The organism is Mesoterricola sediminis (assembly GCF_030295425.1).
GTDB lineage: Bacteria > Acidobacteriota > Holophagae > Holophagales > Holophagaceae > Mesoterricola > Mesoterricola sediminis.
On sequence record NZ_AP027081.1, the window covers coordinates 2771422 to 2783663 of the forward strand.

General features: G+C 70.0%; 12 protein-coding genes. 8 read left to right on the plus strand and 4 right to left on the minus strand.

Features of this window, described 5'->3' with window-relative positions:
• Nucleotides 1-67 precede the first annotated feature (67 nt).
• Complete coding sequence (locus tag R2J75_RS12210; protein WP_243335795.1) at nt 68-1054, plus strand: cation diffusion facilitator family transporter; 987 nt, start codon at nt 68-70, stop codon at nt 1052-1054.
• Nucleotides 1055-1060: 6 nt separating this feature from the next.
• Here the strand turns inward: R2J75_RS12210 and R2J75_RS12215 are convergent, their stop codons facing one another.
• Nucleotides 1061-2137 (minus strand): hypothetical protein, encoded by a 1077-nt coding sequence (locus R2J75_RS12215; protein ID WP_243335793.1) that lies wholly within the window; start codon nt 2135-2137, stop codon nt 1061-1063.
• An 89-nt stretch (nt 2138-2226) separates the two neighbouring features.
• Between R2J75_RS12215 and flhA the strand changes: the two genes are divergently transcribed.
• From flhA to fliN, 6 genes are all read left to right on the plus strand, one after another.
• Nucleotides 2227-4308: a flagellar biosynthesis protein FlhA gene (gene flhA, locus R2J75_RS12220; RefSeq protein WP_243335791.1), complete on the plus strand. Its 2082-nt coding sequence runs from the start codon at nt 2227-2229 to the stop codon at nt 4306-4308.
• A gap of 251 nt (nt 4309-4559) precedes the next feature.
• Complete coding sequence (locus R2J75_RS12225) at nt 4560-5666, plus strand: flagellar biosynthesis protein FlhF (RefSeq protein ID WP_316410264.1); 1107 nt, start codon at nt 4560-4562, stop codon at nt 5664-5666.
• A 37-nt stretch (nt 5667-5703) separates the two neighbouring features.
• Nucleotides 5704-6567: a MinD/ParA family protein gene (locus tag R2J75_RS12230; RefSeq protein WP_243332011.1), complete on the plus strand. Its 864-nt coding sequence runs from the start codon at nt 5704-5706 to the stop codon at nt 6565-6567.
• On the plus strand, nt 6564-7430 hold the full coding sequence (locus R2J75_RS12235) for a FliA/WhiG family RNA polymerase sigma factor (protein ID WP_243332010.1): 867 nt from the start codon (nt 6564-6566) through the stop codon (nt 7428-7430). The genes R2J75_RS12230 and R2J75_RS12235 overlap by 4 nt, the downstream gene beginning before the upstream one ends.
• Nucleotides 7431-7442: 12 nt before the next feature.
• Nucleotides 7443-8471, plus strand: coding sequence for a flagellar motor switch protein FliM (fliM, locus tag R2J75_RS12240; RefSeq protein ID WP_316410265.1), 1029 nt, complete (start codon nt 7443-7445; stop codon nt 8469-8471).
• A gap of 13 nt (nt 8472-8484) precedes the next feature.
• Nucleotides 8485-9447, plus strand: a complete 963-nt coding sequence (gene fliN / locus R2J75_RS12245; RefSeq protein ID WP_316410266.1) for a flagellar motor switch protein FliN — start codon at nt 8485-8487, stop codon at nt 9445-9447.
• An 88-nt stretch (nt 9448-9535) separates the two neighbouring features.
• On the opposite strand, the gene R2J75_RS12250 is transcribed toward fliN, so the two are convergent.
• From R2J75_RS12250 to R2J75_RS12260, 3 genes are read right to left on the minus strand one after another with little or no spacing between them, the layout of a single operon-like run.
• Nucleotides 9536-9772 carry a hypothetical protein gene (locus R2J75_RS12250; protein ID WP_243332002.1) on the minus strand — a complete coding sequence of 79 codons (237 nt, stop codon included), beginning with the start codon at nt 9770-9772 and terminating at the stop codon, nt 9536-9538.
• Between the two features lie 2 nt (nt 9773-9774).
• Nucleotides 9775-9972: a hypothetical protein gene (locus tag R2J75_RS12255; RefSeq protein ID WP_316410267.1), complete on the minus strand. Its 198-nt coding sequence runs from the start codon at nt 9970-9972 to the stop codon at nt 9775-9777.
• Nucleotides 9973-10185 (minus strand): helix-turn-helix transcriptional regulator, encoded by a 213-nt coding sequence (locus R2J75_RS12260; protein ID WP_243331999.1) that lies wholly within the window; start codon nt 10183-10185, stop codon nt 9973-9975. It abuts the gene before it with no gap.
• A 206-nt stretch (nt 10186-10391) separates the two neighbouring features.
• Here R2J75_RS12260 and glmS point away from each other — a divergent pair, with 206 nt between their 5' ends.
• The gene (glmS, locus tag R2J75_RS12265) at nt 10392-12224 is read left to right on the plus strand and encodes a glutamine--fructose-6-phosphate transaminase (isomerizing) (RefSeq protein WP_243331998.1); all 1833 of its coding nucleotides are present in this window, start codon (nt 10392-10394) and stop codon (nt 12222-12224) included.
• Nucleotides 12225-12242: the final 18 nt, after the last annotated feature.

Consider the following 12242-nt stretch of genomic DNA (forward strand, 5'->3'; position numbering starts at 1 on the left):
GGATTTGGCTTCAGCCGTTCATGGTCCCATGATGGAGCATGTGCCCTGGAGGGGCACTGAGGTCGCCATGTCCGAAGAAGCCAGCCAGCGCCAGCGTATCCGGGTCTCGGCCCTGTCCATCGGGGCCGGGACCTTCATCCTCGGGATGAAGTACTACGCGTTCCACATCTCCCATTCGGCGGCCCTGAATTCGGACGCGATCGAGAGCGTGGTGAACGTCGTGGCGGCCGTGTTCGCCCTGGGCGCGGTGATCTTCGCCGGGAAGCCCGCCGACCGGGATCATCCCTACGGCCACGGCAAGATCGAGCATTTCTCCGCCGCCTTCGAGGGGGGCATGATCAGCCTGGCCGCCGTGCTCATCTGGTACGAGGCCATCAAGGCCCTCATCGAGAAGCCGGCCCTGGAGCACCTGGGCAAGGGTCTGGCCATCAACTTCGGCGCCGGCCTCCTCAACGGGGCCCTGGGCCTCTACCTCATCCACCAGGGCAAGAAGCAGCGCTCCACCGCCCTGGAGGCGGACGGCCACCACGTCATGTCCGATTTCTGGACCACCTGCGGCCTGGGCGCCGCCCTGGTCCTCGTGACCTTCACGGGCCTCACCTGGCTGGACCCCGCCATCGCCATGGCCGTGGGCAGCCTGCTGGCCTGGACGGGTTACAAGCTGGTCCGGTCCAGCAGCGCCGCCCTCCTCGACACCGAGGATCCCCAGCTGCTCTCCCAGCTGGTGGAGGTCATCAACCGCGTCCGGCCCCAGGAAGTCCTCGCCATCCACGAAATGCGCACCCTCCGCTCGGGCCGCTACGTGCACGTGGACATCCACGTGGTCCTGCCCGAATTCTTCCACATCGCCCGGAGCCACGACCTGGCCGAGGCCTTCGGTCAGCGGGTGATCCAGGAGGCGGGCCTGGAGGGCGAGCTCCACACCCACGTGGACCCCTGCCAGCGGGCCCTCTGCGCCCAGTGCCCCATCGCCGACTGCCCCATCCGGCGGGAGGCCCAGCGGAAGTCAGCCCCCATCAGCCTCGACACGGCCGTGGCCGCGGGCCCCATCTGACCCCCCTCAATCCGCCAGCGGCAGGTCCAGGGTGCTCCGGAAGGCCTCGCCGGCCTCGTTGGTGATCTCGCAGATGAGCCGGACCCGGGGCCCGGCGCCCGCGTCGAAGGTGATCCGGGGGCTGCCGGCGCCGGTCCGGAGGGTGCCCCCCTCCACGGTCCAGGCGTAGGTGCAGCCGGGCTGGTCGGGCACCGAGGCCCCCAGGCCCGTGGCCCCCTTGGTCGCGTGGCCCGGACCCCGCACGGGCCCCACCGGGGCGGCCACCACCTGGATCGCCAGGGTGGCCCGGACGGTGGGATCCTCCCGGAGCGCCGCCTGCACGGTATAGCGGCCGGGCGTCTGGGGGGCCCGGTACTCGCCCAGGGCGTCCACGGTGCCGCCGCCCGGCTCCAGCACGGTCCAGCGGATCGCCGTGTCGGCCGGGCCGTCCAGGGTGAAGCCGGCCTTGTAGCGGTTCCCGGCCGTCACGACGGCCCGGGCGGGCTGGATGGACAGGGCCACCCGCGGCGCCAGGGGAAGTTCCAGGGAGGCGGTCAGGGGGGTCCCGGCGGCGTTGACGATCCGGCAGACGAGCCGGATGGGGCCGGTGGTCCCGGCCTGGAAGGTCACCTCGGGGCCGTCGGTCCGGCCCGCCAGGACGGCATGGACGGCGCTCCAGGCGTAGGTGGCGCCCGGCTGGGCGGGCACCGAGGCCTTCAGGTCCCGGGCCCCGGGGGGAACCCGGTCGGGTCCGGTCACGGGTCCCCGGGGGGGCGGGATGACCCGCACCTGGGTGTGGCCGGTGCGGCCGTGGACCCGGGCGGTGACCTGGAACGTGCCGGGCCCACCGGTGGCCTGGTATCGCCCGCCGGGCGAGATCGTGCCGCCGGTGACCGACCACGCCGTCCCGGCCGGGGCCTCCGCCCAGCCCCGGATCCGCAGGTCCAGGGTCCGCCCCTCCGTCACCACGCCGTCCGCCGGTTCCAGGACCAGGGCCTCCGGACCCATGGGCGACACCGGCGCCACCGCCTTCGGCGCCTGGCAACCGGGTAGGGCCACCAGGGCCGCCAGGATTCCGATCCGCCACCCCGCCCGCATGCCCATGCCTGCCTCCAGAACCTTGCCAAATCCAAGCTGTCCATTGGATAAGGCCTGTTGGCATCACTTTCGCTGTCTGAGGCCCTGGTGTCAACATGCTGACCTACCTGGACAGGCTCCTCCCCTACGTCAGCCGCCTTTCCCGGCGGGTTGACCTGGCTGCGCCCGTCTTCGTCCTGATCGTCATGGTGGTCATGATCCTGCCGCTGCCGGCGTTCGTGATCGACATCCTGATCGTCTTCAACATCACCCTGTCCCTCCTGATCCTCCTGGTGGGCATGTATGTCAGCAAACCCCAGGAATTCAACGCCTACCCCTCGATCCTCCTGATCGTCACCCTCTTCCGCCTGGGCCTGAACGTGGCCACCACCCGCCGGATCCTCCTGTATGGCGGCGAGCAGGGCCCGGAGGCGGCCGGCCACATGGTGCAGGCCTTCGGCCAGTTCGTGGTGGGCGGCAGCTACGTCATCGGCCTGGTGGTCTTCCTCATCCTCCTGGCCATCCAGTTCCTCGTCATCAACCACGGCGCCGGCCGCATCGCGGAAGTGACCGCCCGCTTCACCCTCGACGCCATGCCCGGCAAGCAGATGGCCATCGACGCGGACCTGAACGCCGGCTACATCGACGAGCACGAGGCGCGGCGCCGGCGGCGGGAACTGGGCGAGGAGGCCAATTTCTACGGGGCCATGGACGGCGCCGTGAAGTTCACCCAGCGGGACGCCGTGGCCGCCCTGCTCATCCTGGCCGTGAACATCATCGCCGGCATCATCATCGGCATCCTCAAGTACAACATGCCCGTCATGGCGGCCATGGAGACCTTCACCCTCCTGACCGTGGGCGACGGCCTCGTCACCGCGGTGCCCAGCCTCCTCATCTCCGTGGGTGGCGCCATCCTCACCACCCGCAGCGGCAGCCAGTCCCCCAACCTCGGCGCCGACCTGGTGGGCCAGCTCGGCCTCGACTACCGGCCCCTGGCCATCGCGGCCGCCGTCCTCTTCCTCTTCGGAGCCGTCCCGGGCCTGCCCCTGGTCCCCTTCTGGATCATGGGGGTGGTCTTCGGGATCATGGCCTACGCCACCTACGTGTTCGCGCTGCAGAAGGCGTCCCGCAAGGCGGAGCCGGAGAAGCCCAAGGCCGAGGCCCCCGAGCGGGTCGAGGCCCTCCTCAAGGTGGATCCCCTGGGCCTGGAGGTGGGCTACGGCCTCATCTCCCTCCTGGACGTCAACCAGGGCGGGACAGTCCTTGAGCGGATCAAGGCCCTCCGGCGCCAGATGGCCCAGGAACTGGGCATCGTCGTGCCCCCCATCCGGATCCGGGACAACCTCCAGCTGCCGGCCAACGTCTACCGGGTCCAGCTGCGCGGCGAGGAGATCGCGCGCAGCGAGGTCATCCCGGGCATGTTCCTGGCCATGAACCCCGGGACGGCCACCGGCGACGTCCAGGGCACCGCCACCACCGAGCCCGCCTTCGGCCTTCCCGCCTTCTGGATCCAGGAAGGCCAGCGCGACCACGCCCAGCTCATGGGCTACACGGTGGTCGACCCGGCCACCGTGATCACCACGCACCTCTCGGAACTCATCAAGCAGCAGGCCCCCGAGCTCGTCGGCCGGCCCGAACTCCAGGGCCTCCTGGACAACCTCAAGGAGTCCGCCCCCAAGCTCGTGGAGGAGCTGGTGCCCAACGTGGTGCCCGTGGGCCTCCTCCTCAAGGTCCTCCAGAACCTCCTCCGGGAGCGGGTGCCCGTGCGGGACCTGGGCCGGATCCTGGAGGCCACCGCCGACGCCGCCGGCGTCACCCGCGACCCCCTCGTCCTCACCGAATACGTCCGGCAGCACATGGGGCGCTCCCTCACGACGCCGCACCTCAGCGAGAACAACGAGCTGGGCGTCCTCATGCTGGACCCCCAGCTGGAGCAGGCCATCCAGTCCGGCATCGAGACCACGGACCGCGGCAGCTTCCTGGCCCTGGACCCGGGCCGCTTGCAGGAGATCCTCGGCCGCATCAGCTCGGGCATCACCAACCTCCTGCCCGGGGCCCAGCCGGTGCTCCTGACGAACCCCGTGGTCCGCCCCCACCTGCGCCGCCTCCTGGAGCGCGCCCTGCCCCACCTCGTCGTCCTCAGCCACAGCGAGATCCCCATGGACGTGCGCGTGGTGAACCTCGGGACGGTGTCATGATCCCCCCCTCCTTCGATCCACGGACGGCCCCATGCGCGTGAAGACCTTTGAAGCCGCCTCCATGCAGGAAGCCCTCTCCGTCGTGAAGCGCGACATGGGGGAAGACGCCTTCATCCTGTCCACCCGGACCCGCCGCCGCAAGACGCCCCTGGGCGAGGAGGCCTACATCGAGGTCACCGCGGCCGTGGACGAGGCCTCGGACCGCCCGGCCCCCCAGCCCCCGCCCGCACCCGCCCGGGCCGCCGCCACGTATGGCCTGCGCGACCCCCTGGCGGCGCGCCACGCGCCCGTGCGCGCCCCCGAACCGCCGCGGGCGGAGCCCCGCCCCGCCGCCCCGCCCGCGGCGGCCGCGCCCCCCGCCGCCGCCCCCGCCCCCCGTGGACCTCCAGCCCCTGCGGCGCGAGCTCCTGGAGATCAAGGGCGCCGTGGAGGCCCTCAAGGAGGTGGAGGTCCGCAACGCCTCCATCCTGCGCGAGCTGGACCAGATGAAGGCCCAGCTCACCCGCATCCAGAAGCAGGGCATGCCCCAGGCCCAGCTGCAGCTGCCCCAGCCCCTGCTCGAGCTCTACGGCGACCTCGTCGCCAACGACCTGGACCCCCTCATCGCCCTGCGCCTGTGCGAGTACACCCAGCGCTCCCTCATGGAGCAGGACGGGACCGGCCACTCCGGGGAGCTGGACCCCGAGCGGGCCCGCATCTTCCTGCGGCGCGTCATCGCCGACTTCATCCCCGTCGCCCCTCCCATCCAGCTCGAGACCGGGCGCACCCGGGTGGTGGCCCTGGTGGGGCCCACGGGCGTGGGGAAGACCACGACCATCGCGAAGCTGGCCGCCTATGCCAAGCTCGAGCTCAAGCAGAAGGTCGCCCTCCTGACCCTGGACACCTTCCGCATCGCCGCGGTGGACCAGCTCCACCAGTACGCGGAGATCCTCCAGGTCCCCCTCCACGTGGCCCTGACCGTGGAGGACCTGCGCAGCGCCCTCCGCTTCTACCAGGACCGCGCCCTCGTGCTCCTCGACACGCCGGGGCACAGCCCCAAGGACGCGGAGATGATGGGCCAGCTGCGCCGGTTCCTGGACGAGCTGCCCGAGGCGGAGGTCCACCTGGTGCTTTCCGCCACCACGAAGCCCCGGGACCTGGCCGACATCGCCCAGCGCTTCGAGTCCCTCGGCCCCAGCCGCCTCGTCTTCACCAAGCTGGACGAGACCTGCACCCTGGGCCCCCTCCTCTCCACCCTGGTGAGAGTCAAGCGCCCCATCAGCTACCTGGGGACGGGCCAGGAGGTCCCCCAGGACCTCGAAATGGCCACGAGCCGGCGCCTGGCCGACCTCATCCTCCCCCTGCCCCAGCTCGCCTGACAGTTCCCCGCATCCGCGCATCGACCCTAGGCCCGCCATGAACGATCAAGCCAACCGTCTCAGAGCCCTGGCCCGCACCCAGCCGGCCCCCTCCAGCCTCTTCGGGAGCCGGGTGATGGCCATCGCCTCCGGCAAGGGGGGCGTGGGCAAGACCAACGTCGTGGCCGGCCTGGCCATGTCCCTCGCCCAGCAGGGCCAGCGCGTGATGGTCCTCGACGCCGACTTCGGCCTGGCCAACCTGGACATCCTCCTGGGCCTGGCCCCCAGCCACACCCTCGAGCACGTCCTCCGGGGCGAGAAGCTCCTGGAGGAGATCATCGTGGACGGGCCCTTCGGGATCCGGATCATCCCCGCCAGCAGCGGCATCCAGGAGCTGACCCGGCTGGACGCCGCCGCCGAGCTGCGCCTGGTCCAGGGCCTCCAGCGGGTCTCCCAGGGCCTGGACTGGCTGCTCATCGATACCGCCGCCGGCATCCACGATTCGGTCATCAAGCTCCTCATGGCGGCCCAGGAGGTCCTCCTGGTCACCACCCCCGAGCCCACCGCCCTCGTGGACGCCTACGCCATGGTCAAGGTCGTCCACCTGCGGGATCCCCAGAAGCCCCTGTGGCTCCTCGTGAACAACGCCCAGAACGAGGAGGAGGCGGAGGAGACCATCGAACAGCTCCAGGCGGCCACCCAGCGCTTCCTCAACCGGGAGCTCCAGGTCCTGGGCATGCTCCCCGCCGACCCCTTCATGCTGCAGGCCGTCCGCCAGCAGCGGTGCGTGGTCGATCTCTACCCCCAGGCCCCCGCCACCCTCGCCTTCGCCGAGGCGGCCGCCCGCCTTCAGCAGAAGATCCCCTTACAAAAAGAGGGATTTGCTGCATTCTGGAAGGGCCTTAGCACCGAGGAGCCATGACGGAGGGAGGTCGACCGGCGGGAAAGGGGCAGGACCCCAGGCAGGCCGCGTCCACGATGGGCAGGGCGGCCCTGGACGCCTATGGCCGCGCCGCCAGGATTCCCACCCCCTCCCCGGCCCGGCCCGAGGCGCCGGAGGTGCCGGACCTGCCCGACCTCCGGGACCGGGAGGAGCTCATCACCGAATGCCTGCCCCTGGTGAAGTTCGTCGCCCACCGCATCTCGAGCCGCCTGCCCAGCCACGTGGAGGTGGATGACCTCATCCACTCCGGGATCCTGGGCCTCATGGACGCCGTGCGGAAGTTCGAGCCCGACCGGAACGTGAAGTTCAAGACCTACGCCGAGCAGCGCATCCGGGGCGCCATCCTGGACGGCCTGCGGGACCTGGACTGGGTCCCCCGGAGCCTCCGCCGCAAGAAGAAGGACATCGAGGCCGCCTATCACCTCCTGGAGCAACAGCACGGGCGGGCCGCGACGGACGAGGAAGTGGCCGCCCACCTGGGCCTCGCCCTGGACGACCTCCACCATTCCCTGGACGAACTCAAGGGCGTGACCCTCGGCGCCTTCGTGGACGCCGGCGAGAACGGCGAGGGCGAGAACCTCATCAGCTTCGTCCCCGACCCGGACGGGGAGAACCCCCACATCCTGCTCCAGGCCCGGGAGGTGAGAAGCATTCTCAAGTCGGCCGTCGACCGCCTCCCCACCAAGGAGCGGTTCGTGGTCCAGCTCTACTACTTCGAGGAGCTGACCATGAAGGAAATCGGCACGCTCCTCAACATCACCGAAAGTCGGGTATCGCAATTGCATACCAAGTCCATGCTCCGCCTCCGGGGCAAGCTCAAGGAACGACGCATCGATGGTTGAACGGGATGAGCGATGGCCAAGATTCTAAGCCAGGAAGAGGTTGATGCCCTCCTGAAGTCCCACGCCAAGGCGGCGAAGGGGCCTGCACCCGCTGCCGGGCCGGTTGATCGCCCCACCGCCAGCGCCGCGCCTCAGAAGGCAAAAAAAGCCCAGCAGTTGAAGAAGGTCAGCCTCTACAACTTCCGCCGGCCGGACCGGGTCAGCCGGGAGCAGATGCGCTCCCTGCACTTCATGCACGACCGCTTCGCCCGGAACTTCTCCAGCTCGCTGTCCGCCTACCTCCGGACCATCACCGAGGTCAACCTGGTCTCCGTGGAGCAGTTGAGCTACCAGGAGTTCCTCCTCTCCGTCCCGGACCCCACCTGCTTCAACGCCATCTCCATCCGGCCCCTGGAGGGCGCCTTCGCCCTCGAGGTGAACCCCCAGCTGGTCTTCCCCATCATCGACAAGATGCTGGGCGGCCCCGGCGACCCCCTCAAGCAGCTGCGCACCATGACCGACATCGAGCAGTCCATCTTCGACGGCGTGCTCAAGCTGGCCCTGGACGACCTGCGCGAGGCCTGGCGCGGCATCATCGACCTGGACTTCAAGATCCAGGCCCGGGAGACGAGCCCCCAGCTCATCCAGATCGTGGCCCCCAACGAGGTCGTGCTGCTGGTGGTCTTCGAGGTGAAGATGAGCTCCGTGGTCGGCATGATCAACCTGGCCATCCCCTCCATCATCCTGGAGCCGGTGGCCAGCAAGTTCGACCAGGAGATGTACACCGGCTACAAGAAGTCCGGCACGTTCGAGGAGGCCAAGCTCCTCATGGAGAGCGTGAAGCGGTGCGACATGCAGGTCTGCGCCGAGATCCGGGGCACCAGCCTGAGGCTCTCGGACATCCTGGCCCTGCAGGAGGGGGACCTCATCCCCCTGACCAAGCGCTTCGACGCCGTGCTGGACCTCACCGTCGACGGCATTCCCCGCTTCCAGGGGTACGTCGCCCTCAATTCGAACCAGAAGCGGGTGTTCCAGGTGACCGCCCAGAAGCAGGAGGCTTGACATGGATCCCGTGATGTCCGACCTCGATCAGAAGATCGGCGGCTGTTTTTCCGAGAGCATGGCCAGCGTGTTCTCCATGCTCACCGGGCGGGAATTCGCCATCAAGCCGCAGGACGGCAACACCCTGGACCACACCGGCGTCTCGGTGCTGCACCAGGCCACCGTCGTCTACGTGAAGGCCCACTACACCAAGGGCATGACCGGCACCCTCCTGTTCACCCTCCCCCTCAAGGAGGGGACGATGCTGGTGGACCTCATGCTGGGCGGGGACGGGACCCCCAGCACGGAGCTGGCCGGCGACAGCAAGGACGCCCTGGCCGAGACCTTCAACCAGATCATGGGCAGCGCCAACCAGGCCCTGTCGGACCTGGCGGGAGAGACCCTCTCCATCTCCAACGTCGAGATCTTCTCCATGGAGGGCGGCGACGCCACCGGCCTGGAGGAACTCATGGGGCCCGGGCCCTTCTACGACCTGCCCCTGGAGACCACCCAGGAGAACCTCTCCACCCAGATCCACCTGCTCATCCCCGACCTGCTGGTGCAGCAGCTGAAGCGCAAGCTGGGCCTGGGCGAACCGCCCGCGGCCCCGCCGCCGGCCGCCCCCGAGCCCGTCGCGGCTCCGGCGGCCGCGCCAGCTGCCCGCGCGGCCGCGGCCCCCGCCCCCGCCGCCGCTCCGGCCGCGGGTCCCACCGCCCGGCAGCAGTCCGCGGTGGATACGGGCAACCTGGACCTCCTCCTCGACATCGAGCTGCCCCTCATGGTTCGGATGGGCCAGACCGAAATGCAGCTGGGCGAACTGCTCAAGCTGACCCCCGGCAGCATCCTGGAGCTCAACCGCGCCGCCGACGCCCCGGTGGAGCTCCTGGTGAACAGCAAGCTCATCGCCCGGGGCGAAGTGGTGGTGGTCGACGGCAATTTCGCCTTCCGCATCACGGAGATCGAGAGCACCGACGCCCGCATCCGCAGCCTCGTCTAGAAAGCCCTGGACGCTGAAGGCAGGTTCGCCTCCCATCCCGAGGTGAGGCCGTCCGAAGGGCTGCGAAGAGCCTGGCTCCTGGGCCCGGTCAGGCCCTGCCGTCCGGGGCGCCGGCCTTGCGCTGGCGCCGCTGGATGACCAGGTGGACGATCAAGAGGACCACGCCGGCCCCGGCGAGGAGGCCGCGGAAGAAGTCGAGCAGGCCTGGCTGGAGGGTTCCCAGCCAGCCGTGACGCGCGAGCATGGGCAGCAGGTTCCCGCCGGACACACAGGCCAGGCCGCAGAAGAACCATCCGGTGACGGGGGTGCGTTGGGCGCGGCACATGGTCAGCCCCTCAGCCGGAGATAGGTCAGGGCGATCACCTTCGTGACGGCCATGACGACCAGGACGGCCATCAGGTCCCGGTGCAGGCCCTCGCCGCGGAGGAGGCCCCGGATCAGGAAGGCGCACAGCACCCCGGCGCCGGCCACTGCGGCATGGCTGGTGGCCTTGTACCGATGGATGATGAATCTTTCGTCAAACATTCAGGACTCCTTGAGGGTGAACAGGTCGTCGGTGGCCAGCCCGAAGTGCCGCGCCAGCTGCAGGGCCAGGGGCAGGCTGGGCACATAGCGCCCCTGCTCGATGGAATTGATGCTCTGGCGGGACACCCCCACCGCGTCCGCCAGATCCTGCTGGGTGAGGCCCCGCGCCGTGCGGACCTCGCGCACGCGGTTCTCGAGGATGGGATGGGCCATGGCGCACCTGTGTGTCAAACTTGCTTGACATCAGCCTGGGGCACCGCCGGTGGGATGTCAAGCCACCTTTACATCTTTCCGCGGGCCCCGACTGTGGCGCCGGCGCCACACCCCCCGCCACACCCGGGCACACACCCTGTGGGCGCACGGACCACATTGTCAAAATCCAGCGAATGCTCTTGAATGGGGACCAGGCAGGAGCTCCCATGTGCGGAATCGTCGGATACATCGGCAGCCAGGCCGCGGCCCCCATCCTCGTGGATGGCCTCCGCAGCCTCGAATACCGCGGCTATGACAGCGCCGGAATCGCCCTCAACCCCGGCGACGGCCGGTTCCGCGTGACCCGGGCCTCGGGCAAGCTCAACAACCTCCAGGCCCGGGTGGACATGGCGGATCCCACCTCGCTGGGCATCGGGCACACGCGGTGGGCCACCCACGGCCGGCCCACCGAAGCCAACGCCCACCCCCACCGCAGCCCCGACGGGACCGTGGTGGCTGTCCACAACGGCATCTTCGAGAACTTCCTGGAGCTCCGGGCCGAGCTGACGGCCGCGGGCCACGCCTTCGCCACGGAGACGGACACGGAGTGCCTGCCCATCCTGGTCTCCCACCTCATGGCCTCCGGCTTGGCGTTCCGGGAGGCCTTCCGCCAGGCCATCGGACGCATGCACGGGATCTACGCCGTGGCCTGCCTGCACGCGGCCGACCCCGGCCGGGTCCTGGTCGCCCGGAGCGGCCCCCCCCTCGTCGTGGGGCTGGGCGAAGGGGAGAACTTCATCGCCTCGGACGTCATCCCCCTCCTGCGCCACACCCGCCGGGTGATCTACCTGGAGGACGGCGACCTGGCGGAGATCACCCGGGAGGGCGTGTCCCTCTTCCGCCTGGACGGCACAGCCGTCCAGCGCCCCGTCTTCACCGTGCCCTACGACCCCGTGGCCGCGGAGAAGGGCGGGTTCAAGCACTTCATGCAGAAGGAGATCTTCGAGCAGCCGCTGGCCGTCTCCAACACCCTGCTGGACCGCCTCCCCCTGGACGGCGGGGAGATCCCCCTGGACCTGCCCTACACCCTGGACGAGCTCCGGGCCATCCGGCGCATCACCATCCTCGCCTGCGGCACCAGCCGGCACGCGGGGCTCGTGGGGCAGTTCTACCTGGAGCACCTGGCCCGCATCGGCGTCGAGGTGGACTACGGCTCCGAATACCGCTACCGGGATCCCGTGGTCCCCGAGGGCACCCTGGCCATCGGCATCACCCAGAGCGGCGAAACCGCCGACACCCTCGCCGCCCTCAAGGAAGCGGCTTCCCGGGGGGCCCGCACCCTGGCCATCTGCAACGTGATGGGCGCGACCGCGGCCCGCCAGGCGGAGGCCACCCTCCTCACCCACGCCGGCCCCGAGATCGGCGTCGCCTCCACCAAGGCCTTCACCACCCAGCTGGTGGTGCTCCTCCTCCTCGCCCTGCGCCTGGGCGAGGCCCGGGGCACCCTGGCCCCCGGCCAGCGGGAGGAGATCATCCAGGCCCTGCGCGAGCTCCCGGCCCTCCTCGAGCGCGCCGGCGGCATGGACCGCCAGCTCCACGCCTGGGCCCAGAAGTGGCACGAGGCCACGGACTTCCTCTACCTGGGCCGCGGCCCCCTCTACCCCATCGCCCTGGAAGGCGCCCTCAAGCTCAAGGAGCTCTCGTACATCCACGCCGAGGGCTACCCCGCCGGCGAGATGAAGCACGGCCCCATCGCCCTCATCGACCGGCACCTGCCCATCGTGGCCCTCATGCCCCGGGACGCCCACCGCGAGAAGGTCCTCTCGAACCTCCAGGAGGCCGCCGCCCGCGACGGGCGCATCCTCGCCCTCGTGGAGGAGGGGGACACGGGCCTGGACCACATCGCCGAGGACGTGCTGGCCCTGCCCAGGGTGAACCCCTGGCTGGCCCCCATCCTCTACGTCGTCCCCCTGCAGCTCCTCAGCTACCACATCGCCGTCATCCGCGGCTGCGACGTGGACCAGCCCCGGAACCTGGCCAAGAGCGTGACGGTCGAATGAACGCGGGGGGCGCCCCTG

Excerpts from the sequence above, each read along its gene's own strand:
- R2J75_RS12210 (WP_243335795.1), top strand. The coding sequence starts at position 68 with ATGTCCGAAGAAGCCAGCCAGCGCCAGCGTATCCGGGTCTCGGCCCTG.
- R2J75_RS12215 (WP_243335793.1), bottom strand. The coding sequence starts at position 2,137 with ATGGGCATGCGGGCGGGGTGGCGGATCGGAATCCTGGCGGCCCTGGTG.
- flhA (WP_243335791.1), top strand. The coding sequence starts at position 2,227 with ATGCTGACCTACCTGGACAGGCTCCTCCCCTACGTCAGCCGCCTTTCC.
- R2J75_RS12225 (WP_316410264.1), top strand. The coding sequence starts at position 4,560 with ATGGCCTGCGCGACCCCCTGGCGGCGCGCCACGCGCCCGTGCGCGCCC.
- R2J75_RS12230 (WP_243332011.1), top strand. The coding sequence starts at position 5,704 with ATGAACGATCAAGCCAACCGTCTCAGAGCCCTGGCCCGCACCCAGCCG.
- R2J75_RS12235 (WP_243332010.1), top strand. The coding sequence starts at position 6,564 with ATGACGGAGGGAGGTCGACCGGCGGGAAAGGGGCAGGACCCCAGGCAG.
- fliM (WP_316410265.1), top strand. The coding sequence starts at position 7,443 with ATGGCCAAGATTCTAAGCCAGGAAGAGGTTGATGCCCTCCTGAAGTCC.
- fliN (WP_316410266.1), top strand. The coding sequence starts at position 8,485 with ATGTCCGACCTCGATCAGAAGATCGGCGGCTGTTTTTCCGAGAGCATG.
- R2J75_RS12250 (WP_243332002.1), bottom strand. The coding sequence starts at position 9,772 with ATGTGCCGCGCCCAACGCACCCCCGTCACCGGATGGTTCTTCTGCGGC.
- R2J75_RS12255 (WP_316410267.1), bottom strand. The coding sequence starts at position 9,972 with ATGTTTGACGAAAGATTCATCATCCATCGGTACAAGGCCACCAGCCAT.
- R2J75_RS12260 (WP_243331999.1), bottom strand. The coding sequence starts at position 10,185 with ATGGCCCATCCCATCCTCGAGAACCGCGTGCGCGAGGTCCGCACGGCG.
- glmS (WP_243331998.1), top strand. The coding sequence starts at position 10,392 with ATGTGCGGAATCGTCGGATACATCGGCAGCCAGGCCGCGGCCCCCATC.